21 protein-coding genes and 1 tRNA gene are annotated in these 23,764 nt (G+C 69.7%); 13 read left to right on the forward strand and 9 right to left on the reverse strand.

All coding sequences use genetic code 11. The features are described from left to right. Nucleotides 1-74 precede the first annotated feature (74 nt). The 3 genes from VNR19_RS16090 to VNR19_RS16100 all read left to right on the forward strand — a co-directional run bounded on the left by VNR19_RS16090 (nucleotide 75) and on the right by VNR19_RS16100 (nucleotide 3,267). Entirely contained in the window at nucleotides 75-1,304 is a 1,230-nt protein-coding gene (locus tag VNR19_RS16090) for a GNAT family N-acetyltransferase (protein ID WP_325728288.1), read from the forward strand. A 96-nt stretch (nucleotides 1,305-1,400) separates the two neighbouring features. After that, a complete protein-coding gene (locus tag VNR19_RS16095; protein ID WP_325728289.1) occupies nucleotides 1,401-2,438 on the forward strand; it encodes a glycosyltransferase family 2 protein in 1,038 nt (345 codons plus the stop codon). A gap of 49 nt (nucleotides 2,439-2,487) precedes the next feature. Further along, nucleotides 2,488-3,267, forward strand: a complete 780-nt coding sequence (locus VNR19_RS16100) for a polysaccharide deacetylase family protein (RefSeq protein ID WP_325728290.1) — start codon at nucleotides 2,488-2,490, stop codon at nucleotides 3,265-3,267. On the opposite strand, the gene VNR19_RS16105 is transcribed toward VNR19_RS16100, so the two are convergent. Together VNR19_RS16105 and VNR19_RS16110 are read right to left on the reverse strand one after the other, a co-directional pair. Next, entirely contained in the window at nucleotides 3,261-4,223 is a 963-nt protein-coding gene (locus VNR19_RS16105) for a glycosyltransferase family 2 protein (RefSeq protein WP_325728291.1), read from the reverse strand. The genes VNR19_RS16100 and VNR19_RS16105 overlap by 7 nt on opposite strands. After that, the gene (locus VNR19_RS16110) at nucleotides 4,220-5,122 is read right to left on the reverse strand and encodes a glycosyltransferase family 2 protein (protein WP_325728292.1); all 903 of its coding nucleotides are present in this window, start codon (nucleotides 5,120-5,122) and stop codon (nucleotides 4,220-4,222) included. The genes VNR19_RS16105 and VNR19_RS16110 overlap by 4 nt, the downstream gene beginning before the upstream one ends. Nucleotides 5,123-5,194: 72 nt before the next feature. Between VNR19_RS16110 and VNR19_RS16115 the strand changes: the two genes are divergently transcribed. The 3 genes from VNR19_RS16115 to VNR19_RS16125 are packed head-to-tail and all read left to right on the forward strand — an operon-like array spanning nucleotide 5,195 to nucleotide 9,096. Beyond that, nucleotides 5,195-6,163: a glycoside hydrolase family 16 protein gene (locus VNR19_RS16115; RefSeq protein WP_325728293.1), complete on the forward strand. Its 969-nt coding sequence runs from the start codon at nucleotides 5,195-5,197 to the stop codon at nucleotides 6,161-6,163. A 9-nt stretch (nucleotides 6,164-6,172) separates the two neighbouring features. Continuing rightward, complete coding sequence (locus tag VNR19_RS16120; RefSeq protein WP_325728294.1) at nucleotides 6,173-7,090, forward strand: glycosyltransferase family 2 protein; 918 nt, start codon at nucleotides 6,173-6,175, stop codon at nucleotides 7,088-7,090. A 53-nt stretch (nucleotides 7,091-7,143) separates the two neighbouring features. After that, nucleotides 7,144-9,096, forward strand: a complete 1,953-nt coding sequence (locus tag VNR19_RS16125; protein ID WP_325728295.1) for a glycosyltransferase — start codon at nucleotides 7,144-7,146, stop codon at nucleotides 9,094-9,096. 1 nt (nucleotide 9,097) lies between these two features. Here the strand turns inward: VNR19_RS16125 and VNR19_RS16130 are convergent, their stop codons facing one another. Next, complete coding sequence (locus VNR19_RS16130) at nucleotides 9,098-10,243, reverse strand: glycosyltransferase family 4 protein (protein WP_325728296.1); 1,146 nt, start codon at nucleotides 10,241-10,243, stop codon at nucleotides 9,098-9,100. 88 nt (nucleotides 10,244-10,331) lie between these two features. On the opposite strand from VNR19_RS16130, the gene VNR19_RS16135 reads away from it, so the two are divergent. Both VNR19_RS16135 and VNR19_RS16140 read left to right on the forward strand, forming a co-directional pair. After that, entirely contained in the window at nucleotides 10,332-11,354 is a 1,023-nt protein-coding gene (locus VNR19_RS16135) for a glycosyltransferase family 4 protein (RefSeq protein ID WP_325728297.1), read from the forward strand. Then, nucleotides 11,351-12,511 (forward strand): glycosyltransferase, encoded by a 1,161-nt coding sequence (locus tag VNR19_RS16140; protein WP_325728298.1) that lies wholly within the window; start codon nucleotides 11,351-11,353, stop codon nucleotides 12,509-12,511. The genes VNR19_RS16135 and VNR19_RS16140 overlap by 4 nt, the downstream gene beginning before the upstream one ends. A gap of 100 nt (nucleotides 12,512-12,611) precedes the next feature. On the opposite strand, the gene VNR19_RS16145 is transcribed toward VNR19_RS16140, so the two are convergent. After that, nucleotides 12,612-14,138, reverse strand: a complete 1,527-nt coding sequence (locus VNR19_RS16145) for a sugar transferase (protein WP_325728299.1) — start codon at nucleotides 14,136-14,138, stop codon at nucleotides 12,612-12,614. Between the two features lie 308 nt (nucleotides 14,139-14,446). Here VNR19_RS16145 and VNR19_RS16150 point away from each other — a divergent pair, with 308 nt between their 5' ends. The 3 genes from VNR19_RS16150 to VNR19_RS16160 all read left to right on the forward strand — a co-directional run bounded on the left by VNR19_RS16150 (nucleotide 14,447) and on the right by VNR19_RS16160 (nucleotide 17,405). Beyond that, complete coding sequence (locus VNR19_RS16150) at nucleotides 14,447-14,854, forward strand: (deoxy)nucleoside triphosphate pyrophosphohydrolase (protein WP_325728300.1); 408 nt, start codon at nucleotides 14,447-14,449, stop codon at nucleotides 14,852-14,854. Further along, nucleotides 14,851-16,116: an APC family permease gene (locus tag VNR19_RS16155; protein WP_325728301.1), complete on the forward strand. Its 1,266-nt coding sequence runs from the start codon at nucleotides 14,851-14,853 to the stop codon at nucleotides 16,114-16,116. The genes VNR19_RS16150 and VNR19_RS16155 overlap by 4 nt, the downstream gene beginning before the upstream one ends. A 92-nt stretch (nucleotides 16,117-16,208) precedes the next feature. After that, the gene (locus tag VNR19_RS16160) at nucleotides 16,209-17,405 is read left to right on the forward strand and encodes an FAD-dependent oxidoreductase (protein WP_325728397.1); all 1,197 of its coding nucleotides are present in this window, start codon (nucleotides 16,209-16,211) and stop codon (nucleotides 17,403-17,405) included. A gap of 13 nt (nucleotides 17,406-17,418) precedes the next feature. Here the strand turns inward: VNR19_RS16160 and VNR19_RS16165 are convergent, their stop codons facing one another. Beyond that, entirely contained in the window at nucleotides 17,419-19,344 is a 1,926-nt protein-coding gene (locus tag VNR19_RS16165; protein ID WP_325728302.1) for a heavy metal translocating P-type ATPase, read from the reverse strand. Between the two features lie 157 nt (nucleotides 19,345-19,501). Here VNR19_RS16165 and VNR19_RS16170 point away from each other — a divergent pair, with 157 nt between their 5' ends. Further along, nucleotides 19,502-20,074, forward strand: a complete 573-nt coding sequence (locus tag VNR19_RS16170; RefSeq protein WP_325728303.1) for a hypothetical protein — start codon at nucleotides 19,502-19,504, stop codon at nucleotides 20,072-20,074. A gap of 57 nt (nucleotides 20,075-20,131) precedes the next feature. Beyond that, nucleotides 20,132-20,725, forward strand: coding sequence for a GNAT family N-acetyltransferase (locus VNR19_RS16175; protein ID WP_325728304.1), 594 nt, complete (start codon nucleotides 20,132-20,134; stop codon nucleotides 20,723-20,725). A 48-nt stretch (nucleotides 20,726-20,773) separates the two neighbouring features. On the opposite strand, the gene VNR19_RS16180 is transcribed toward VNR19_RS16175, so the two are convergent. The 4 genes from VNR19_RS16180 to VNR19_RS16195 all read right to left on the reverse strand — a co-directional run bounded on the left by VNR19_RS16180 (nucleotide 20,774) and on the right by VNR19_RS16195 (nucleotide 23,683). Beyond that, nucleotides 20,774-22,231, reverse strand: a complete 1,458-nt coding sequence (locus VNR19_RS16180; protein ID WP_325728305.1) for an aldehyde dehydrogenase family protein — start codon at nucleotides 22,229-22,231, stop codon at nucleotides 20,774-20,776. Between the two features lie 137 nt (nucleotides 22,232-22,368). After that, the gene (locus VNR19_RS16185; RefSeq protein ID WP_325728306.1) at nucleotides 22,369-22,998 is read right to left on the reverse strand and encodes a hypothetical protein; all 630 of its coding nucleotides are present in this window, start codon (nucleotides 22,996-22,998) and stop codon (nucleotides 22,369-22,371) included. Beyond that, a complete protein-coding gene (locus VNR19_RS16190; protein ID WP_325728307.1) occupies nucleotides 22,988-23,368 on the reverse strand; it encodes a hypothetical protein in 381 nt (126 codons plus the stop codon). Before VNR19_RS16190 ends, VNR19_RS16185 begins: the two co-directional genes overlap by 11 nt. A gap of 242 nt (nucleotides 23,369-23,610) precedes the next feature. Further along, nucleotides 23,611-23,683: transfer RNA gene (locus VNR19_RS16195), tRNA-Phe, on the reverse strand. Nucleotides 23,684-23,764: the final 81 nt, after the last annotated feature.

Below are 23,764 nucleotides of genomic sequence, written 5' to 3' on the forward strand. Positions count from 1 at the left end.
ATCGTGGGGTGCGACGGTCATCGTCGTGGTTCCTTTCGAGATGGATGTGAAGAGTTCTCTCGAAGGATCACGCGGTGACCGTCGCTACGTCCGCAGCGACACGGTCACCCGATCCGTACACCACGCTATTGGACGCAACCGTCGCGGATCTCACCGCAGAGGAGATCCAGCGTTGGCGTCAACTCGCGCACGAAGCAGTTGAGCCGAACTTCTGCCTCGACCCGCGCTTCCTGATGCCGGCCGTAGCACATCACCCCTACGCCGCGGGGATGAGGGCCGTCATCGTGGAACGTGAAGGCCGCATGGTGGGCTTCCTCGCGTACGCGCGGCTGAGGCCTTGGCGCTACATTCCGCTGAGTCTCGCCACGACGGCGACGCCGTTCCTGAACGATCACGCCGATCGCCACCACCCGCTCGTCGCCGCGCAGAACCCTGCCGAGATCGTCGATGCGATCCTCGCCGCCCTGCGCCGCCGGGGAATGCCGTTGTGGGCCCAATTACGCTTCTTTCCGTCCGACGGGGTGCTCGCAGAAGCCTTGGCGCACCAAAGGTCGCTGCTCGTCGAGAATCAATTCCAATCTGCCGTCGACCGGTCGGTTGGGAGTCCAAGCGGGACTCCGAGCGTCGATGTCATCGACATCGTCGATGCTGCCGACCACCTGAGCGCCTCGCGAAGGAAGTCCTTGCGCCGCCGCATGCGATCACTTGAGCGGGAGGCCGGCGCGCCTATCACTGCGCGATTGTGGACACCCGACTCCGGGACTCTGACGGACTTCCTCAACTTTCAGGCGTCGGGTTGGAAAGGGGATCGAAGTCGCGGCGGTGAGGCGTTCCTCCTGGATCCGGTTGACGCATCCTGGTTCAGCGCGATGATGCAGGGGTTCATCGATGACGGTGACGCTCGTGCGATCTCCCTCACGTGCGCTGATCGCCTTCTTTACTTGGCGCTCTCGGTGCGTTCCGGTGCAGCGCGTTTCGGCTTCATCGACTCGATGGATGACGACTTCTCGCGATTCGGAGTCGGCACGATCGGCCGAATCGTCGAGATGATGCTCCTTCGTTCTGAGTCGACTCCGCGGCTCCCTCTCGACCCTGCACTCGGCGCTGGGGCGGATCAGTCCGCGGCCATTTACCCCGATCGGCGTTCGTTCGCCGACGTGTGGGTCGCGCGGCAACCTTGGCTCCATGCGGCACGTCATCCGCTCACAGTGGCCGACGACCTGCTGGCGCGCGTGGTTCGGCTGTACCGCAGCCTGCGCCATCGCGTTGCGAAGACTGTCAAGCCGCTGATCGGGCGCGATTGAACCTCCTGCATCTTGTTTCGCTAACCTGACCGCAGCGATCCGCCTGCACAGACATCCGCCGCCCGATGACATGGGGCTCTAGTTGGGAGGCCGCCAATGAAGGTCGAGTCGTCATCGATCCTTCCGGAGACACCTCTCGTCAGCGTTGTGCTGCCGGCGTACAACGCGGCTGACGTCATCGAACGGCAACTCGCTGCGCTCGCGCGCCAGCAGGTCGACTTCGAATGGGAGCTTCTGGTGTGCGACAACGGATCGACTGACGCGACGGCGGCGGTGGCCGAAAGCTGGTCGGACCGGCTCCCTATCCGCGTTGTCGACGCATCAGCCAGGCGCGGTCCGAGCGCAGCGCGGAACATCGGTGTCGAGTCCGCCCGGGGGCGCTATCTCGCCTTTTGCGATGCCGATGACATCGTCGCGGACGACTGGCTGCCCAAGGTGGTCGCGGCGCTGCAGAACGACGCGTTCATCGGTGTGGCGGCGCGTTACCCCGCGTTCTACTCGACGGAACGCAACCCGGCGTACATCACCGTCATCACGCATAAGGTGCCGGTGTTGGAGTATTTCCCTATCGTCGGCGCGGGCCACATGGCGATCCACACGGACGTCTTCCGGCACGTTGGCGGGTTCGACGAATCTCTCACGACGTGCGAGGACGACGACCTGTCGTGGCGCGTCCAACTCGCCGGTTACGCGCTCGTCCCACATCCGGAGGCTGTGATCGACATCACACCTCGCTCCGGCCTCATCAGAATCTTCCGCCAGGCATTTGCGTGGGGCAAGGGCGATCGGCAGGTGCAGCACAAATTCCAGCACGTCATCGATGCGCTCGCCCGCCTTCCGCGTGAGCTGCCGCCGGAGCCCGAGCCCGAGCCGGAGCCGGAGGCGGACGCGTCGGATGCCGACACCGCGCCGGGCCCGGTCGGTCAGTCGCGCATCCAGCGCGTACTCCGATCCTTCGCAAGCCCTGCGGCTGCCGCTGACTTCGCGCTTCGCACCTACCTGCGTCTGACACGCACGCTCGCGACCGTGGCCGGGACGGCGCTCGGACACGCGTTCGGTCGCGTCGATCGCACAATGCCGCAACTGCCGGCGCGCATCGCCGAGGAATACCTCGGACGCCGAGACGCCGTGTGAGAGGCGCGCGGATGCGGGGCTAGACTCAGGCGGCGGGGGAGGAGACAGGATGCGGTCGGTCGTCGTTCGTCCGGATGATGTGTGGGGCACTCCGGATCTGCGCGGAGGTGACTTCGCCGCCAAACACGCACTGCCGCGCATCGTCCCCGCATTCGTCAGCAGGCCGCTCGGTGTCTTCTGCGTCGACACGACCGAGCAGCTGCTCGCGCTGACGTACGACGACGGTCCTCACCCGGAGCACACACCGCGCATCCTGGACCTGCTCGCCGAGCGGGGCAAAAGGGCGACGTTCTTCGTGTTGGGCCGCCAGGTCGCATTGCACCCCGAGATCACCGCGCGCATCGTGGCGGAGGGTCACGAGCTGGCATTGCACGGCGACGACCACCAGGACCTCCTGACTATGAACGCAAACGAGGCGTTTCGACGCATTCGTGATGCCAAGGCCCGCGTGGAAGACGTCGCGCAACGGCGGGTCCGTACGTACCGACCTCCATATGGGCGCCATACACTGACTCAGGCCCTCGGCATACGGGCATTGGGTCTTGACCTTGTGATCTGGTCGGGAGACGCCGTCGACTGGCTCCACGACGACGAGTCGGCGATCGCCGCGCGATCGCTAGCGGGGGTGTTCCCAGGCGCCATCCTCCTCTTGCACGACGATCGAGGTGACCCGGAAACGGCGCAGCCCGGTGAAAGGCTGCCGGAGTTCGACCGAGCCGAAGTGCTACGACAGGTGTTGGACGGGATCGGCGATCGCGGGTTCGAGCTCGCGACAGTCTCGGATCTCATGCGGGATCACACCAGCGTGCGTTCATTCGTGCGTTATTGACGCATGTTGAGGGATCCGCGTGCCACGTCGCGGCCGGCGAGAAGACGCGGGTCGAGCGGCTCGATACTCTGGCCCGGCTCCCGGTGCCGGCCGCGTGCCTCCCCTATGCGCCAGGCGAGGTCGGCCATTCCCTGGGGAGTGGCTAGTCGCGCGATCCGCGAGAGGAGCGACCTCGCCGGGGTCGGCTCGACAGGCGGATCGGGTAGTGCGGATCTCTGTTGGTCAGCCACGGTCGCGGCATCCGGATCTGCCGCTGCAATCGCGGAGTACTTCGCTCGCAGCGCTCGGTTGCCTTCTCCGTATGCCACGGCCTGGCGGTAGACCGCAAGCAGGCCGTCGCGCTGGCGGCAATGGACGAGAGCGTCTCGCGCACGCACGAAGCGGTAGCCCGCGAGCTGGGCGCGCCAACAGAAGTCGACGTCTTCACCGGTGCGGAGGAGTTCGTCGAACCCACCGAGCGCTCGGAAAACGTTCGTGCGCACTCCAAGGTTTCCCGAACCGCCCGCGGGGAATCGCGGCCAGAACGGCAGCCGTATGTCGCCCGAGACCTCCCAGCTCACCGAGTACCGACTGCCGGTGTTGAGGGAGCGGCCCTCCAGTTCGCCCGCGGCGATGTCATGACCATCGAGGGCTCGCAGGAGTGCCGCAATCCATCCGTCAGCGACGACGTCGTCAGCATCGCAGAACAGGATGACTCGGCCGTGGGCCTCGAGAGCACCGAGGTTCCTCGCTGCAGACGGGCCGCGGCGTGCAGACGCGTCCACGAGCCGCACGCGGGAGTCACGCATGGACCAGTTGCGGACCCGGTCAGGCGTGGAATCCGTCGACCCGTTGTCGCAGACGAGTGCCTCCCATGCGACGTCGGACTTCTGCGCTGTGATCGCGGCAAGTTGCGCGTCGATCGTGTCTGCGGCGTTCCACGCCGGGATGATGACGCTGGCGATGGGCTCTGTCACGATTGCTCGGCCAGCTCTGCCCCCGGACCGGCATACGGCTCGAGGGTGGTGTCGATGGCGCCCCAGCGTAGTCCGAGCCATCGCGCGCGACGTTGCAGGAAGGGCGCGACGTCACGCCAGCCGCGCACACGCCAGGCCTTCCTGAGTTTTCGCGACACGGAGTCGCCGACAACTTGCGCGACCCTCGACGGTTCCTTCGGCAATGGGGCGTGTTCGGTCGGAACAGCCGCGAACTTGACCCGCAGTTGCCGTTCGGCGCGGCCGTAGGCGTACCACTGGCGGAGGGTCGCCACGAGACCGCTGCGCTCACGGATGTGGACGACGGCGTCCGGGAGCTCCACCAACGGTGTGCCAGCGAGCTGTACCCGCCAGCTCAGGTCCACGTCCTCGCCGATGGGGAGCCTCGTGTCGAATCCGCCGATCGCGAGGAATGTGTCGCGCCGAATCGCCATCGCACCTGCTCCCGCGAAGGGGAACTGCGAGAGCGTGGACATCCTGAACGTTGGCCCCTGTGTGAGGCCGCTCGGGCGATGGTGGTTGAGGAGGGACATCTCCCAGAGGCACGCCGCGAAGGCGTGGGTGGTCATCCCCTCAGCGATGGCGGCCAGCCAGCCATCCGACACGAGATCATCCGCGTCGCAGAACGCGATGATCCGACCTCGGGCGGCGCGTACACCGAGGTTCCGTGTAGCGCCGGCTCCGCGTGCTTCCGACGCGTCGATGATACGCAGCGAAGGGAGTCGATCGTGCCACGACTTCGCGATGGAGACAGTGTCGTCGCTCGAGCCGTTGTCGCAGATCACGACCTCCCAGCGCTCGTCGATGTGCTGCCGCGACAGCGCATCGAGCTGCGCGTCGATCGTCGCGGCTGCGTTTTTCGCAGGCATCACGACGCTCACTGCGAGACCCTGCGACATCCGCGTCCCCCACCCCCTGCGTGCCGGCAAGGCGATTGTATTCTAGGTCGAGCCGTGGGCGTTTTCGAACGCAGCGCGGCGTACTTTGGTGAGATGGGAAGTGCAGCCGTCAAGCGTCGTTCCACGCGGCGCGCGCACCCAGTAGTGCTTCTTCTCCTCGCGTGTGGCCTCGTGGGTTGCGTCGCACACGGAGCGGCCACCGGCGAACCGACGATCGTCGAGACGGGAGCAGTGCCCGCCCCCTCGCCAACGCCGAGCGAAGCGAAAGTGAGGTCGGGTCTCGCATGGGCCGATGAGTTTGCCCGCCCACTGGGCGACGACAGGTGGCGATTCGCACAGGGTGCTCACGGCTGGGGAAACAATGAGTTGCAGGCGTACACCGACAGACCGGAGAACGCCATGATCGCGAACGGGATACTCACCATCACCGCGAGACGCGAACCGGCCGAGGACTCCCAGGGCAATCGCGCCGAGTACACATCGGCGCGGCTGTACAGCAACGACGCATTCCGATACGGGCGGTTCGAGGCGCGGATCAAAGCGCCGATCGGGAACGGCTTCTGGTCGGCATTCTGGCTGTACGGCGTCGAGTCGCCTACGCAATCATGGCCCGACGTGGGCGAGATCGACATCATGGAGCTTCTCGACAAGACACTCGACCTGAACTCGGCCGTGTGGGGCGCGCGGACCGATGGCGAGCCGTGGAGCCGCAGCATCGGCGCATCGACCACCGGCGAGCCGTGGGGTGGTGATTGGCACGTCTATGGAGTGGAGTGGCGGCCGGATGCCGTTGTGTTCCTGCTCGATGGAGAGGAGCGCGGTCGGATCGAACGCTCCGAGCTGGCGGAGGACGAAGTGTGGTCGCTGGACCACCCTGCGAATATCGTGATCAACCTCGCCATCGGCGGTGACTGGGGAAGCGCTGTCGATGAGACGACGCCATTCCCCGCACACCTCCAGGTCGATTGGGTCCGCGTTCACGACGCAGAGGTCTACCCCGGACTGAACGACTCCGGTTGGTAGGCTCCCCGCATGGGGATGCTGCGACCGCTTGTCACGGTCGTGATGGCCACGAACCGAGCGGGTGAGTTTCTCGATGAAGCGCTGTCGTCGCTCGCCGCTCAGACGGAGCCGCGATTCGAGCTGATCGCCGTGGATGACGGCTCACCGGACCCCGGGGCTGTGGCTCGCGCAGTCGGGTCCGTTCCCCGGTCGACGCTCATCCGTCAGGAGCCGGCCGGGCCGGCCGCCGCCCGCAATGCGGCCGTTCAGCTCGCGGAGGGCGAGTGGCTGGCGTTCCTCGATGACGACGACCGCTGGCATCCGGAACGATTGGCGGCGCAGTTGGCCCGTCTTCGCGAGCACCCTGAGGCGGTGGCGTCATACTGCGGACTCCGGACGATCGATGAGCACGGCGCAGTGCTTGTGGAATCCGACCAGCGCGCGATCGGTGGACGCCTGGATATCGCGCGTCGGACAACCGGGATCCTTCTTCCCAACCTCATGGTGAGTAAGCGCGCATTCGACGATGCAGGAGGATTCGATCCCGTGCTCCGGCTCGGTGAGGACTTTGATCTCCTGCTGCGGCTCGCCGAGCGTGGCTCTATCGTGTTCGAGCCTCGCGTCCTCGTTGACTACCGCGCACATGGCGCCAACGTCACGTCGCGATACCGCGAACTCGTCCGGGCGATCGACGGGATCCTTCGGCAACACCGTGAGGCCGCCGTCGCGCGCGACGATGGAGACCTCGTGGCGGCGCTCGACGAGAGCATCCGCAAGAACGACCGCTTCGCGTGGTGGAGCGCTGCGCGCAGCGCGAAGGCCGCACTCGTCTCACGACATCCGCTCGATGCTGCTGCGGAACTGCTCTGGGCCCTCCGAACGGCGCCGCGAGGGCTCGTCGACGGCGTTGGACGCCGGCTCCGTGGCGGCGCCGCACCGCGCCGTTGACGCCGACGCGGATCAGCGCGCCGACTCGCTAGGCTTTCGCGGGGGAGGTCGCAGTGAGAGTTCTGCGCGTCGCGCACCACGCAGTCGTGTCGGCGTGGCGGGAGCGCGAGCGTGCGTTGCGCACGCTCGGGGCGGACGTTCGCCTCGTGTCGGCGAAGCGCTGGAACGAGGGTGGTCGAGACATCGTATTGGACCCCGGTGTCGATGGCTTCGTGACCGGGGCGAGGACTTTGGGGCGACACCCCAATGCCTTCGTCTACGCCCCTCGCCCGATTTGGAGGCTGCTCGGGGGTCCGGTCGACCTCCTCGATCTGCACGAGGAGCCGGTTGCGCTCGCGACGGCCGAGATCCTCCTGCTCCGACGGCTCAGCCGGAATCGTATCCCCTACGTCCTCTACTCGGCGCAGAACATCGACAAGCGATACCCTGTGCCCTTCCGCTGGCTCGAGCGCGCCGCGCTGCGCGGGGCATCCGGCGCGTACGTGTGCAACCGCGAGGCGGGCGCCATCCTCCACCGGAAGGGCCTACGAGGGCCGATCCGGTACATCCCGCTGGGGGTCGACACGTCGCGGTTCTCTCCGCGTGAGGCGTCCGCGCCACGCAGCGTGCCCGTCATCGCGTACGTCGGTCGCCTCGAACCGTACAAGGGCGTCGACACGCTGTTGCGGGCCGTTGCCGATCGGCCCGGGTGGCGCATCGAGCTGACCGGCGACGGTCCGCATCGCGCTCATCTGGAGGCCCTGGCGTCCGAGCTCGGCATCGCCGACCGCGTCGCGTTCCTCGGGTTCGCACAGGATGCCGACCTGGCCGAGCGATACCGGCGAGCCGACGTGATCGTGGTGCCGTCGATTCCGTGGCCGGGCTGGCTCGAGCAGTTCTGCAGGGTCGCGGTCGAGGCGATGGCGGCCGGTGTGCCCGTTGTGGCGAGCCGCAGCGGCGCGATCCCCGACGTCGTGGCGGATGCCGGGCTCCTCGTTACGCCGGGCGACGCCGACGCACTGCGCACCGCACTCGACGAGGCGCTCGAGCCCGCTCGATGGTCAGCGTTGCGCGAGACTGGACTGACGCGCGCTCAGGAGTTCACATGGGAGCGGGTCGCAGAGCAGCAACTCGCCTTCTACCGTGAGATCGTGCCCGAACATGACGCCGGAGAACACCGCCTGCCGCATGTGGTCGCGGTGGCCTATGGCGATCCCGATCTGCTCGACGGGGCGCTCGACGCACTCGAGGGGCGGTTCCCGGTCACGATCGTCGACAATTCGTCGTCACCCGAGACGCAGGCCATGGCTGAACGGCGGGGCGCCCATTACATCGATCCGGGACGCAACCTCGGGTTCGGCGCCGGGGTCAACGTCGCGCTGCGCTCGCTCGCGGAGCGCGGTCTCGCCGACGACGACGTCCTGCTCCTGAACCCCGACGCACGCATCTCACCCGACGACGTCGAGGTCATGCACGCGGCTCTGCACGATTCGCCTCGCTTCGCCGCGGTCGGCGCCACTCAGACAGAACCCGACACAGGTCGCCCTGTGCGCGTGTGGTGGCCCTTCCCGAGTCCCGCGCGGGCATGGATCGACGCGCTCGGCCTCGGTCGCTTCGATCGAGCGAAAGGATTCGCGATCGGCTCGGTCCTCCTCCTACGGTCGGAGGCGATCGCGGAGATCGGCTTCTTCGACGAGCAGTTCTTCCTCTACGCCGAGGAAGTGGACTGGCAGAAGCGGGCCCGCGACGCCGGGTGGGACATCGCGGTGGCACCGGCCCGTGCGACCCACATCGGGGCAGGCACGGGCGGCGACGGCACCCGCCGCGAAGCACTGTTCTTCGCGAGCAACGAGAAGTATCAGCGCAAGCACTTCGGGGCGAGGGGCTGGGCGGTGTTCCGGGCCGGCGTGATCGCGGGGGCCACCATCCGGTCGTTCATCGGCTCGAGCGCGTCGCGCGAAGCGGCTCGCCGGCGTCGCGCGATCTTCCGCGAGGGGCCGGTCGCCTACGCCGAGCGCGTGGGCTGAGTCAGCTCAGCAGGTGACCGGCCTTCTTCTCCTCGTGCACGCGCTCGTACAGTGCGATCGTCTGGTCGGCGACCGATTCCCACGAGGTGTAGCCGCCCGCGTCGCGCCGCGCCTGTTCGCCCATGCGGCGACGCAGGTCGCGGTCCTCGACGAGGGGCCGTACCGCGCGCGCGATCGACGCGCCGTCGCGCTCGATGAGCGCACCGTTCTCACCGACCCGCACGAACTCCTCCGCGACTCCCAGCGGAGTCGTCACGAGGGGCAGGCCGGATGCCGCGGCTTCCAGCAGCACGAGGCCGAACGGCTCGTAGATCGTGGGGAACACGAACGCGTCCCCCGCCTGGAAGTAGTCCTCGACGGCCGGCGAATGCCCGACGAACGTCACGCGGTCGGCGACGCCGAGCTCACGCGCCCGGGCCTGGAACGGGGCGGCGTCGTCGCCGCCGACGACGAGCAGGCGTGCCGCCTCGGGGAGGTGGGGGAGCGCGTCGACGATCGCGCGAAGCCCCTTGCGGCGGAACTCCTTGCCGACGAACAGCAGGACCACGTCGTCGTCCGTGTAGCCGTGCTGCGCGCGGATGCGCGCGCGGCGGGCCGCGGCATCCGCCGGCTGGAATCGCGTCACGTCGACAGCGTTCGGGATCACCGTGATGCGTTCCGGATCGACCTTGTAGTACTGCGTGAGCTCGCGCGCGACGGTCGGCGACACCGCGATCGCACGACGGAATCGATCGGGCCGGTAGTTGCGCTGCTCGACCTGGAGCACCGCGTGGTGGAAGGGGTTCGCAAGGGCGCGCAGCACCTCGCCGTTGCGGAACTTCATCGCCCACCACGCCTTGTGGCAGCTGTGCGCCGTGATGACGTCCTGCCGTCGCGTCGCGCAGCCGCCCTGGTTGTGCACGATGTCGAAGCCCATGCCCTCGAGCGCCTTGGTCGCGGCGGCCGAGTAGGTCACCGGCACGACGAAGCCCGGTGAGCTGCGCGCCTCGACACGAAGCCACGACAGCGGCTCGGGCGGCGGAGGAGCCACGTCGGTCGCGACGAGCGTCAGATCGACGCGATCGCTCATCCGCTGCGCGAGCTCGTACGACGCGCGCTCGATGCCGCCTTCGTTGTTGAATCGAAACGACGACATCGCCACGCGCACGTCGCCATGCTACAGACCGCCGCGCGCACCAAAGCCGCCGCGCGTGCTCATAGACTTCACGCGGGGTCCGTGAATCGGGGGGAGAGAGATGCGGGTGGTGCACCTCGTGTGCTCGACCGGCTTCGCCGGCGTGGAACGGTACATCGTGACCGTGGCGTCCGGCCTCGCCTCGTCCGGCGACGACGTCGTCGTGATCGGAGGAGATGCCGATCACATGCAGCGCGCCCTCGCGCAGACGTCGGTGCAGTGGCTTCCGGGTGACGACATGGGCACGGCGCTCTCGTCGCTTCGGGCCATCGAGCCTCCCGACATCCTCCACACGCACATGTCACAGGCCGACCTCGTGGGCTGGCTCCACCTGCGCCGACACCGACGCCCGCAGCACGTGAGCACGCGGCACTTCGCCGGTCGCCGCGGCAGCAACCCGCTCTCGCGACTCGTCTTCCGGCCGGTCGGCAGGTCGCTGGCGGCGCAGATCGCGATCTCGCGGTTCGTGGCCGAGCACGTCGAGCCTCCCGTCGAGGTGGTCCACACCGGGGTCGAATCGACGGATGCGGCTGCCGAGCGCCGCCCGTACGTGCTCGCCGCGCAGCGGCTGGAGGCCGAGAAGCACACCGCCGACGTCGTCGAGGCGTGGGCGCTCTCGCGCGGACCCGCCGCCGGCTGGAAGCTCCGCATCGCGGGCGACGGATCCGAACGGGGCGACCTCGAGGCGCTCGCGCGCGAGCGGGGCGTCGCAGGCAGCGTCGAGTTCCTCGGACACCGCTCCGACGTGCCCGCGCTGCTCGCCGAAGCGGGAATCGTGATCGCGCCGACTCCGCGCGAGGGTCTCGGGATCCTCGTGCTCGAGGCGATGGCGGCGGGCGCGCCGACCGTGGCCGCTGCCGGCGGCGGTCACCTCGAGACGGTCGGGGCCGCCCGACCCGACCTGCTCTTCGCGCCGGGCGACCCGGCCGACGCCGCACGAGTGCTCGACGACCTGCTGCGCGACCCCGCGCGCCGCGAGGCGGCGGGCGCCGCGCTGCGCGACCTGCAGCGTCGCAGGTTCTCGGTCGAGCGCCAGGTCGCCCAGACGCGCCGCGTCTACGAGCACGTGCTGGTGGTGTCGTGAGGGGTCGCGATCTGGTCGTCTTCTCGCTGGAGGCGTGGGACGACGTGTGGCGCCGGAACCAGTACCTCATCGACGGCCTGCTGCGGCGTGATCCCGCCCTCCGCGTGCTGTTCGTCGAGCCGCCGAACGACCTCCTGCACTCTGCGCTCTCCGGCCGGGGCATCCGTCGGGGCCGGGGGCTTCGCACGGCGGACGGATATGACGGACGGCTGTCGCTGTTCCAGCCCGACAAGCTCTTCCCACGCGTCGCGGGGCCCGCCGCCGACGCGGCCCTGCGGCGGGCGGCGCGACGCGCGATGCGCGCGCTCGGCATGACGAGCCCCGTCCTGTGGGTGAACGACCCCGGGTGGGCGAAGCTCGTCGCGCACACGGGGCTGCCCGCCGTGTACGACATGACCGACGACTGGCTCGCCGCCGACCGCCCGGCGCGTGAGAGGCGGCGCATCGTCGCGAACGAGGCGATCCTCATGAACCTGTGCGCCGCGGTGGTGGTGTGCTCGACGGGCCTTGAGCGCACGAGGGGGTCGGAGCGGGACGTGGTCCTCATCCCGAACGCCGTCGACACCGCTCGGTATCGCACACCGCTGCCGCGCCCGGCCGACCTTCCCGCCGGGCCGACGGCCGTCTACGTCGGCACGCTCCACGAGGACCGCCTCGACGTCGACCTCGTCGTGCGCACCGCCGAGGCGATCGCGGCCGGCGGCAGCTCGATCGTGCTCGTCGGGCCCGACGCGCTCGCCCCGCACAACACGGAGCGTCTGGCGTCGCATCCGGATGTCGCCGTCCTCGGGCCGCGCGCGTTCCGCGACGTCCCCGCGTACCTGCAGCACGCGACCGCGCTCATCGTCCCGCACGTCGTCGACGCGTTCACCGACAGCCTCGACCCGATCAAGCTGTACGAGTACCGCGCGGTCGGCCGTCCGATCGTGAGCACGCCGGTCGCGGGGTTCCGCGAGCTCGAGGGCGAGGGGATCGTCCTCGCATCGCAGGCGGATTTCCCGCTGGCAGTCGCGGCGACCTTGCGCGAGAACGCGCCGACGATCGCCGTGGACGATGTGCCCGACTGGTCCCACCGGGTCGAGCAGTACGCGGACGTGCTCGAACCGCTGTTCGCGGATGCCGCGTCATCCGCCTCGAACGTGGGTCAGCGTCGCTGACGCGTTCCCGTTTGGCGGCCGGGCGGGCGTCTCTTGGGGACACAACGCCCGCCCGGCCTGGTGGTCGCGGAGCCTCGCCGCGACGCATCAAGAGCGGCGATCAGTAGGCACCGCGCGCCTTGATGACGGATCCGACCGTGCGCCAGAGGATGACGAGGTCGCCGATGACCGACCAGTTCTCGACGTAGCGCAGGTCGAGCCGGACGGTGTCGTCCCACGACAGGTCGCTGCGGCCGCTGATCTGCCACAGTCCCGTGATGCCGGGCTTGATGTAGAGCCGGCGGTAGACCTTGCCGTCGTACGACATGACCTCGCGCGGCAGCGGCGGCCGCGGACCCACGACGCTCATCTCGCCGACGAGCACGTTCCAGAACTGCGGCAGCTCGTCGATCGAGAACTTGCGCAGAATCGCGCCCACGCGGGTGACCCGCGGGTCCTGCTTCATCTTGAAGAGCGGGCCGGATGCCTCGTTGATCGCGTCGAGCGTGCCGCGCGCGTCTTCGGCGTCGGTCGTCATCGAGCGGAACTTGTGCATGCGGAAGATGCGGCCGTCGCGGCCGACGCGCTCCTGGTGGAAGAACACCGGGCCGGGCCCCTCAAGCTTGATCGCGAGCGCGATGAACGGGGTCAGCAGACCGATGGCCACCAGCGCGATCGCCGAGATGGCGATGTCCATGAGCCGCTTGGTCAGGTAGCGACCGCCCTCGAAGGTCGGGATCTCGACCTGGATGAGCGGCAGGCCCTCGACGGGCTTGAGCGACATGCGCGGGCCGACCACGTCGGCGAGCGGGTTCGACAGCACGAGCTCGGCCGCCGTCCCCTCGAGCTGCCAGCTCAGCCGCTTGAGGAAGTCGGTGTCGCCCTCGGGAGTGCTCGCGACGATCACGGCGTCGGCGCCGAGTTGGGCCGCCACAGTCGCCGCAGTGTGCATCGAGCCCGTCGCGCGGATCGTCTCACCCTCGACGTTCAGCGCGTCGGCGGGGTCGTCGTCGAGCGTCACGCCCACCACGCGGTAGCCGAGCAGGGAGTCGCTGTGGACCGAGCGGACGACGTACTCGACATCCGCGCGGTTGCCGATGACCACCGCGCGCGAGATGAAGTCGCCCTGCGCGCGCTGGTCGCTCAGCCACTGCCGGCAGACCCAGCGGCCGAAGACGATGCCCGCCATGCCGAGCGGCAGCGCGACGAGCAGCTGCATGCGGATGCCCGCGGACTGCAGCAGCACGAACCCGATCGCGAGGATCCCGAACGCCATGCCCGTCGCGTGGGCGACGCGACGGTACTCCGTCGTGCCGTGCCCCACGATGCGACGGTCGCGCGTCTGGAACATCGCCAGCAGGCTCATCCAGATCACCACGGTGATCAGGAACACGCGGCCGTACTGCCACGGAGCATCCGAGATCGTGACGTTCGCCATCTCGATCTGGATCCACGCGGCAAGGCCCGCGGATGCCGTGACGACGAACGTGTCGGCGGCCCACAGACGACGCCGGTAGCGGCGTTCCCAGAGCTGCCGGCGTTCGACGGCCGGTGCCACGCGAGGCGTGATCAGTGTTCGGAGCGGTGCCTCGACATGGCGAGGTGCCGCGATCGGTCGACTGAGAGCGTCGTCGGCGAAGGTCGTCATGCGACGACCGCCTTGACACTCTCGTGCGAGGTGCCCCCAGCACGCATTTCGTCCCCAGACAAATGTGCTCGCCCGTCAGCCCGAGTCAGACGGTCGATATCCCCAGATGCGCGGCGGGTCTTGCTTTCGGGTGTCCCGCGCGATGATTCCCAGCATCGCTAGCGCGCAACGTCACTCTACTCCCGGTTGCGGCCAACCGAAACCCTGTTTTCACCCGTTGTTCACCACAGAGTTGCTGAATTCTTCGCGTGATACACACCTCGCACGCGCCGCCCTCCCGGACGCCTCCGGCGTGCGACGATGGGCGCGTGCCAGACGCCCTCCCCACGATCGACGTCGTCGCCGCCGTCGTCGAGCGCGACGGCGCGTTCCTCGCGTGCCGGCGGGCTCCGGGCAAGGCGGCCGCCGGCAGGTGGGAGTTCCCCGGCGGCAAGGTCGAGGCATCCGAATCGCCCGCCGACGCGCTCGTGCGCGAGATCCGGGAGGAGCTCGGCGTGTCGATCTCGGTGATGGGCGAGCTCGTGACCGTCGACCCGGGCGAGGGGGGCGGCATCCGTCTCATCTGCCTGCGCGCTCGCCTCGACGGGCCGGCGCCCGTCGAGAGCACCGACCACGACGAGCTGCGCTGGGTCGCGCGCGCCGAGCTCGCCGAGCTCGACTGGGCCGAGCCGGATGTCCCGGCCGTGCGCCTCCTCGTCGACGGGACGCCCGGATGACCGGACCCGACGCCCTCGCCCGCCGCCTCGGGCTGGGCGACGCCGTCGCGATCGGCCTCGGCTCGATGATCGGCGCGGGCGTGTTCGCGGTATGGGCGCCCGCCGCGCAAGCGGCGGGCGCGGGCCTGCTCATCGGCCTCGTGCTCGCCGCGGCGGTCGCCTTCTGCAACGCGACGTCGTCGGCGCAGCTGGCGGCGCGGTACCCGACCTCGGGCGGGACGTACGTCTACGGGCGCGAGCGGCTGGGGGAGTGGCCGGGGTTCCTCGCCGGGTGGAGCTTCGTCATCGGCAAGACCGCGAGCTGCGCCGCGATGGCCATCACATTCGCCGCGTATGCGGTGCCGCCCGAGTGGAGCGAGCCGGTCGCGGCGCTCGCGGTCGCGGCGCTGACGGCGGTGAGCGGCTTCGGCGTGACGCGCACGGCAGGTGTGACGAGGGTCATCGTCACGGTCGTGCTCGCGGTGCTCGCGTTCGTCGTGGTCGCGGGGCTCGCATCCGGCGACACCGACCCGTCGCGGCTCACCGACGGCTGGGCGGACGCCGGGTGGTACGGCGTGCTCCAGTCTGCGGGACTCATCTTCTTCGCGTTCGCCGGCTACGCGCGCATCGCGACGATGGGCGAGGAGGTGCGCGAGCCGCAGCGCACGATCCCACGGGCGATCGTGCTCGCGCTCGCGGGCACGCTCGTCGTGTACGGAGTTCTCGGGGTCGTCGCGCTCGCGGTGCTCGGACCCGAGGCCCTTCAGGGCTCGACCTCGCCGCTCGCCGACGTCGCCGCCGCGGGCGGCTGGACCTGGGCGGTCGTCGTGGTGGGGGTCGGGGCGGCGCTCGCCGCACTCGGCGCGCTGGTCGCCCTCATCGCCGGCGTCGGCCGCACCACCCTCGCGATGGCACGCAACGACGACCTTCCGTCGTGGCTCGCGGGCGTGCACGCGCGGTATCGCGTGCCGCACCGCGCGACGATCGTGCTCGGGATCGTCGTCATCGCACTCGTGTTCGCGTTCGACCTGCGCGGCGCGATCGGCTTCTCGTCGTTCGGCGTGCTCCTCTATTACTTCATCGCGAACGCGTCGGCCTTCACGCAGCCTCGCGAGGACCGGCGCTTCCCGCGATGGCTCGCGGTGATCGGGATGATCGGATGCCTCGTGCTCGTGGCCACGCTTCCCGTGCCGTCGATCGCGGCGGGTGTCGTCGTGCTCGCGGTGGGCGTCGCGTACCGGGCGGTGGCGCGGCTCGTGCGGAGGCATCGCGCGCCTCGGTGACCCGCCCGGGGGATTCCTCCGAACCGCGGACGGCTCATCCGCGACCGCCGGGGGCTGCGGTAGCGTGAGCCGACGTGACCCCCTCGGCAAAGGTGTGTATCGCCGGCGGAGGACCCGCCGGCGTGATGCTCGGTCTCCTCCTCGCACGCGCGGGTGTCGAGGTCACCGTGCTCGAGAAGCACGAGGACTTCTTCCGCGACTTCCGCGGAGACACGGTGCATCCGTCGACGCTCAACATCCTCGACGCGCTCGGCGTGCGCGAGAAGTTCGACGCGATCCCGCACAAGCCGCTGCCGCGGCTCGACGTCGTGGCGAACGGCGTGCGCGTGCACGCGATCGACTTCACGACGCTGCCTCCGCCGAACCGGATGCTGACCCTCATGCCGCAGTGGGACCTGCTCGACCTGCTCGCGGCGACGGGCAAGCAGCATCCGACGTTCGATCTGCGCATGGGAGCGGAGGCCGTCGACGTGACGCGCGCGGCGGGCGGCCGCGTGAACGGCGTGCGCGTGCGGACGCGCGACGGAGGCGAGGACGTGATCTCGGCGGACCTCGTGGTCGCCGCCGACGGCCGCCACTCGACGGTGCGCGACGTGCTCGGCTTCACCCCGCGTGCGCAGGGCGTGCCGTGCGACGTTCTGTGGTTCCGCCTGCCCTACCCCGACACCGAGCTTCCCGACACGCTGGCGTGGATCTCGGAGGAGGGCATGGTCATCACGATCCCGCGGCCCGACTACCTGCAGTGCGGCATGATCATCCCGAAGGGGTCGTTCGACGAGATGCGCGAGCAGGGCCTCGCAGCCTTCCGCCAACGGCTCACTCGCGCCGTGCCGCCGTTGCGGACGGTCGTCGACCACCTCGGCTCGCTCGCCGAGGTGAGCCTCCTGTCGGTGCAGATCGATCGCCTCGAACGGTGGTGGTCGCCGGGCGTGCTGCTCATCGGCGACGCCGCCCATGCGATGTCGCCCGCGTTCGGCGTCGGCGTGAACTACGCGATCCAGGACGCGGTGGCCGCCGCCCGCGTGCTCGTGCCCGCCCTGAAGTCGGGCGACGCCGCCGAGATCGACGCCGCGTGCGTCGCGGTGCAGCGGCGCCGCGAGCTGCCCACGATACTCATGCAGCGGATCCAGCGGGGCGTCCACCGCACGATCGCGACGGGCCGGGGCGTGCGGCTGCTCGACAATCCTCCGACGCGGCTGCAGCGGATCGTCATGCGGATCGCCATCCCGATCGCGCGGCCGCTCATGGCGCGGCTGGTGGGCTACGGGTTCCGGCCCGAACGCCTGTGAGACGGATGCCGCGTCACGCGGCCGTCGGCCGGTCGACGGTCCCGGCCGGGGTCGGCGCGGACGGCGCATCCGTCTTCGCGTAGGCGTCGAGGTCGGCGACCGGACCGGCCAGTGCACGCAGCGCGTAGAGGATCGTCGCGAGGTCGACGAGCTCCTGCACGAGCGCGCCGACGACCGCCGGGATGACGCCCGTGGTCGCGACGAGCATGAGGCCGATGCTCAGCGCGATGCCGATCCAGATCGCGGCGTACGCGACGCGGAGCGTGTGCCGCCCGATCGCGACCGCATCCGCGACGCGGGCGAGCGAGTCCTGCAGCACGACGGCGGCCGCGGCGTCACCGGCGGCCGTCGCGCCCTTGGCGCCCATCGCGATGCCCACGTCCGCGGCCGCGAGGACGGGAGCGTCGTTGACGCCGTCGCCCACCATGAGCACCGGCCGTGGCCGAAGCTGCGCCGCGAGGTGCACCTTCTCGGCGGGCAGGAGCTCGGCGTGCACCTCGTCGATGCCGACCGATGCCGCGATCGTCTCGGCGGTGGGGGCCGCGTCTCCGGTGAGCATCGCGATGCGCTCGACGCCGTGCGCCCGCAGCCACGACACGACGGCGGGCGACTCGGGACGGGGGTCGTCGGCGAGCACGAGGGCGCCCGCGTAGCGCCCGTCGATCGCGACGTACGCGGCCGCCTGCCCGGGCGCGAGCGGTGTGCGCTCGGCGTCGGGCGCGAGCGAGCTCACGTACGCGGGCTTGCCCACGACGACCGTCTGCCCCGCGATGGTCGCCGTGACGCCGTTCGTCGCGGCTTCGCTCGCGCGCTCCGCGCGCTCGATCGTGAGGCCGCGCGCGACCGCGGCACGACGGATGCCGTCGGCGAGCACGTGGCTCGAGTACTGCTCCGCGGATGCCGCGAGCGCGAGCACGCGGTCGGCGTCGAAGCCGGGGGCGGGCCGCACCTCGACGAGGTCGGGGCGGCCCTGCGTGAGCGTGCCCGTCTTGTCGAACGCGGCCGACCTCACGCGCGCGAGCTGCTCGATCACGGCGCCGCCCTTGACGATGACTCCCGCCTTGGCGGCGCGCGACAGCCCGCCGAGGAAGGCGACCGGAGCCGCGATGAGCAGCGGGCACGGGGTCGCGAGCACGAGCACCTCGGCGAACCGGGTCGGGTCGCCCGAGATCCCCCACGCGGCGCCCGCGATCACGAGCGAGACCGCCGTGAACGGGATCGCGAACCGGTCGGCGAGCCGTACGACGGGGGCTCGCGAATCCTGCGCCTCGCGCACGAGTGCGACGATCTGCTGGTATTGACTGTCGCCGCTTCGGCGCACCGCGCGGATGCGCACCGCGCGCGAGCCGTTGATCGCGCCGGACAGCACTTCGTCGCCGGCTCGCCTCGTCACGGGCAGGCTCTCGCCCGTGATCGACGACTCGTCGAACGAGCCCGACTCGGTGAGCAGCTCGCCGTCGACCGGGACGATCTCGGACGGCCGCACGAGCAGCACGTCGCCCACGCGCACGTCGTCGGCCGAGATGTCCTGCACGTCGCCCGATGACTCGTCGGACGGGTGCACGATCACGTGCGCGATCTGCGGCGACCGGTCGAGGAGGTTCGTCAGCTCGCGCCGCGCGCGGCGGCCGGCGTAGTCCTCGAGCGCCTCGCCGCCGGTGAGCATCAGCACGATGATGAGCGACGCGATGTACTCTCCGACCGCGAGCGTCGCGACCATCGCGACGACCGCGAGCACGTCGAGCCCGACATGCCCGCGCAGCACGTCGCGCACCATGCCGACCAGCGTCCAGGCGATGATCGCAGCCACGTAGACGATCGAGATCCACTTCGAGGTGCTCGTCGCACCCGCCGCCTCGAGCACGAGCACACCCACGAGCACGACGATCGTGACGAAGATCACGGGGTACCGGAGCACGGCCCGGAAGAAGCGGGGCATGCGGCCATTCTGCCTGGAGACGCCGGAGCCCCTGTGGATGGAACGTCGGGCGCCGGCGTGTCCCTGTGAGAATGGTCGGGGCAGCAGTCCTGTCCGCGAAGCACCCGATCGCCCACCCGCGTGCGCGAGTCGGCGATCATGAGAGGCCCTCACCCGGATGCGAGCCCGACCCGTGGCGCCGTTCGCGCCGACCGCGTCGACCCCGGCGCAGCCGTCGCCTGCACGAGAGGTCGTCCTGTCCGTGGAGGCTTTCGCGTACACGCACGACGATGTGACCGAGACGATCTCCCTGGACGACGGGCCGGGGATCCTCGCGGCGCTCGAAGAGATCACCGGGCACGCGCCCCCGGCGGTCGAGCTCGACGGGTGGTACGACCGTGGGCTGGTCGAATACGAATGGCCCGAGGTGCGTGTCCTCATGTCTGTGGAGGATCAGTCCCAGGTGTGGATCACCGTGAGCGCGCCGGAGATCGACGGAGTGCCGTTCCGAACGGCCGAGGGGATCGCGGTGGGTTCGACACGGGCGGATGCCGTCGCCGCCGGCGCCGTGGACCTCTGGGACGAGGACCAGGACGGCATCGCCGACCACCTGCAGCTCGGTCGTCACGAGGTGCCCGGCACGACGTCACTCGTCACGGGCGAGATCGGCATCCTCTTCGTCGAGCTCGCCGTGGAGGACGACGTCGTCAGCCGGATCAGCGCGCCGATGAACGACTTCAGCGACATCTGACCTCCTCGATGTCCGACCCCCGCGCAACACTTGCCGCACCGACGCGAGGAGTGCGCCATGGGTGATGGCCGTCATGTGATCAAGCCGCTCACGCCCGAGACCTTCCCGGCGTGGCTCGCGCTCGCCGAGAAGCACAACGGCGTGTGGGGCGGCTGCTATTGCACGTACTTCCACGACGACACCGAGACCACCACCCGGGCCGAGCACAGGAACCCGGAGTTCAAACGGCGTCTCGTCGAGGAGGGGGTCGCGCACGCCGCCCTCGTGTTCGACGGGGATCGGGCGATCGCGTGGTGTGAATACGGCAGCCCTGAGCAGCTGCCGCGCATCTACCACCGCACGCAGTACGACGCGGGCGAGGCGCACCCGGCGCCGTGGCGCATCACGTGCTTCTTCGTCGACCGCGACCACCGGCGCTCGGGCGTCGCACGAGAGGCCCTCGACGGCGCGCTCGAGCTCATCGCGCTGGCCGGCGGAGGCGAGGTCGTCTCGTTCCCGAACGAGCTCGTGCCCGGCAAGAAGACGTCGGCGTCGTTCCTCCACAACGGCACGCGGGCGATGTTCGAGAAGGCGGGATTCACGTTCGAGCGTCACATCGGCAAGAGCAAGACCGTGATGCGCAGGACGGTCCCCCCGGCGAACGCGCGTTGAGCGATCACGACGACCACGCTGATCCGCGGGCGATCGCGGTGTCGACCGTCAGAACGGGTAGGCCTCGATCTCCGACTGGACGGTGATCCAGCGGATCTCCGTGAAGGTGTCCAGATTCGCGTGGGGCCCGCCGAAGCGTCCGCCGACCCCGGAGGCCTTGGTCCCGCCGAACGGGATCGGGGCTTCGTCGTCGACGGTGGCGTCGTTGATGTGGATGGCCCCGGACTCGATCCGGTCGGCCAGCTCGAAGGCCCGATACGCGTCTCCGGTGAGGATCGACACCGACAGCCCGTACTCGGAGGCGTTGATGATGTCGATCGCCTCATCGACGTCGTCGTAGACCATGACGGGCGCCACCGGACCGAAGATCTCCTCGGTCCAGGCCCGGTTGTCGACCGTGACGTCGGTGAGCACCGTGGGAGCGTAGAACGGCCCTTCGTGGGTGCCGCCCGCTGCGATCGTCGCGCCCTGCGACACCGCTGTCTCCACCACGTCGACCACATGCTGCAGCTGCCGGTCGTCGATGAGCGGCCCGAGGGCATTGCCCGGGTCCGCACCGTCCCCGACCGGGAGGCGCTTCGCCTTCTCCGCCAGCAGGCGGACGTACTCGTCCGCGATCGATCGGTGGACGAGATGCCGGCCGGTCGTCATGCAGATCTGCCCCTGGTGCAGGAATGATCCCCACGCGGCAACGGATGCCGCCCGCTCCACGTCGGCGTCGGGCAGCACGAGCATGGCGTTGTTCCCGCCCAGCTCGAGATGCACCTTCTTCAGCAGCGGACCCGCGACTTCCGCGATCTTCCGCCCTGCCGCCGTGGAGCCGGTGAACGAGAGCGTCGGGATTCCCGGATGCGTGACGATCGCATTCCCCACATCGGCCCCGCCCGGCAGGACGTGCAGCACACCGTCGGGCAGCCCGGCTTCCGACAGCAGGGCGGCCAGCGCCAGCCCGCCGGAGACGGGAGTGCGCGGGTCCGGCTTGAGGATCACGGCGTTGCCCAGCGCAAGTGCGGGAGCCACCGAGCGCATCGAGAGGATCCCGGGGAAGTTGAACGGCGAGATCACACCGACGACGCCGACCGGGACTCGCTTCGCCACGGAGAAGCGGGGCTTCATCGACCGGAGCACCTCACCGTACGGGTGCGATGCCAGTGCGGCCGACTCCTCCAGCTCGGTCGTGACCAGCATGGTCTCGAAGCCGGCCTTGCCCTGTGTCGAGCCCGACTCCGCGACCAGCACCTCGTGCAGGCGCGCGGGGTTCTCCCGCAGCAGCTGCGCCGCCTTGAGCAGAACCGCGACCCTGGCCGTGTACGGCTGGGACGCCCACGCCTTCTGCGCCGCCGTCGCGCGGGTCACGGCGCGGTCCACATCTTCGGGGGTCGCGCCGCCCACCCTCGTGAAGACGGCACCTGAACCGGGGGAGCGCACCTCCAGCGGCGCGCCGCCGCCGCTCACCCAGCCGTCGGAGAAGAGCTTGCCCTCCCAGGGCGCATCCAGCGTGAACATCGTCGGTCCTCTCAAGTCCGCGTCGACGTGCTCGAGTCATCGAACGCTCGGTAGATCCTCTCGAAAGGCTACGTGTTGAGGAGCCGTCCGGAGGAGAGCCGACTCTCCCAGCGGGAGGGGTTCGTCTGCGCCTTCGCTCACGGCGCCGCGAGCGGCCTCCCTCTCCATACGAGCACCGCGAACACGACCGCCGCCGACACGACGAGGCCCGCGATGAGCGGCCAGGCGGCGGATGCGGCATCCGTCGCCACGGCGAGGAGAACCACCGCACCTGTCGCCGCGAGCACGACCCCGGCGACTTCGAGGGCGAGCGCGCGCAGCAGGAGCGCATGGAGACGTTCGTTGAGTTCCCTCGCGGAGCGGATGCGCACCGCGAGCGTCGGCAGGATGCGCGTCTCGAGATCGAGCGCGCTCGCGGCGGGCAGCTCGGGGTGCGTGTACAGCGTGAGCGTCTCATCGCTCAGCCTCGGAAGGCGGCGGAACGCCTGCAGCCGGAATGCGGTCAGGCTGCTCGCGAGCAGAGTCGCTGCGGCCGCGACGAGCAGCGCGAGCGCGACGGAAGGCAGCGGGTCCTCCGGCCCCTGCACGAGACCGCCGAACGCGAGGAACAGGGTGGCGAGCGCGACGGAGGTCGTGATGACGGTGCTCGCCCGCGCCTGCAACGCCTCGCGGGCGGTGTCGGCGGCGGCGAGCTCCTGCTCGAACAGGTGCATGAGCGCGGGGCCCGCCGGGCGCTCGGGCGGCCGCGGCTCCTGCTCAGTCGCCATCGTCGCCCACCGGCGCGAGGGACAGCGACCCGGAGTCGATCTGGGTCACCGTGAAGTTCTCGGTCACCGTCCCGGTGCCGGCGTGCGTCTCGGCGGGATAGAGCTCGAGCTCGACCTGGTGCGGTCCGACGATCGCTATGCCGCGGTGGGGCCCCGTCGCGTGCACGGTGGTCTCGCCGGCGCGCAGTGCGGACAGCACGTCCTCGAGCTTCGGGGCGGGGAAGGGGTTCTCGACGCGCTCACCCGGCAGCCGGCCGGGCGTCGGCGCGACCGAGGGCGGGGCGCCGGTGGCATCCGTGATGCTCACGATCTCGATGTCGATCACCGTGCCGATGTCGAGATCGGGGAAGCTCTCGTTCGCCTGCGTCACGTCCCGTGCTCCTTCGCCTCGGTCGACTTCACGCTCGCAGAGGCGCGGGCGCGGTGTCAACGCGCGCGGACGTCACTCGCGCTGGACTTCGGCCGTCTGCAGGGCAGACGCGGAGCCGCCCACGCCGGTCGCGCAGTGAACAGGAGCGAGCCTCGGGTGCGCAGGCAGCGTCGAGGAACACGAAACCCCCGCGATGTAGAAGCTACGCGGGGGTTTCTGGGGTGATGTAACGGTCACCCTTGTGGCTCCGACCGGCATCGATCCGGTGACCTTTCGATTTTCAGTCGAACGCTCTACCAACTGAGCTACAGAGCCGCGCGGCATCCGTTTCGATTGCTCGACGCGATGCCACGTCCTAGACGAAAGGCCCTCTTCGAGAAAAGGGCCCGTCGCTCG

The sequence above is a fragment of the Microbacterium sp. genome (assembly GCF_035556355.1).
Classification (GTDB): domain Bacteria; phylum Actinomycetota; class Actinomycetes; order Actinomycetales; family Microbacteriaceae; genus Microbacterium.

Bases quoted from the DNA above. Each gene is read 5' to 3' on its own strand.
- VNR19_RS16155 (WP_325728301.1), top strand. From the start codon at position 14,851: ATGACCGGACCCGACGCCCTCGCCCGCCGCCTCGGGCTGGGCGACGCC.
- VNR19_RS16170 (WP_325728303.1), top strand. From the start codon at position 19,502: ATGCGAGCCCGACCCGTGGCGCCGTTCGCGCCGACCGCGTCGACCCCG.
- VNR19_RS16100 (WP_325728290.1), top strand. From the start codon at position 2,488: ATGCGGTCGGTCGTCGTTCGTCCGGATGATGTGTGGGGCACTCCGGAT.
- VNR19_RS16175 (WP_325728304.1), top strand. From the start codon at position 20,132: ATGGGTGATGGCCGTCATGTGATCAAGCCGCTCACGCCCGAGACCTTC.
- VNR19_RS16185 (WP_325728306.1), bottom strand. From the start codon at position 22,998: ATGGCGACTGAGCAGGAGCCGCGGCCGCCCGAGCGCCCGGCGGGCCCC.
- VNR19_RS16135 (WP_325728297.1), top strand. From the start codon at position 10,332: ATGCGGGTGGTGCACCTCGTGTGCTCGACCGGCTTCGCCGGCGTGGAA.
- VNR19_RS16145 (WP_325728299.1), bottom strand. From the start codon at position 14,138: ATGACGACCTTCGCCGACGACGCTCTCAGTCGACCGATCGCGGCACCT.
- VNR19_RS16165 (WP_325728302.1), bottom strand. From the start codon at position 19,344: ATGCCCCGCTTCTTCCGGGCCGTGCTCCGGTACCCCGTGATCTTCGTC.
- VNR19_RS16180 (WP_325728305.1), bottom strand. From the start codon at position 22,231: ATGTTCACGCTGGATGCGCCCTGGGAGGGCAAGCTCTTCTCCGACGGC.
- VNR19_RS16120 (WP_325728294.1), top strand. From the start codon at position 6,173: ATGGGGATGCTGCGACCGCTTGTCACGGTCGTGATGGCCACGAACCGA.
- VNR19_RS16095 (WP_325728289.1), top strand. From the start codon at position 1,401: ATGAAGGTCGAGTCGTCATCGATCCTTCCGGAGACACCTCTCGTCAGC.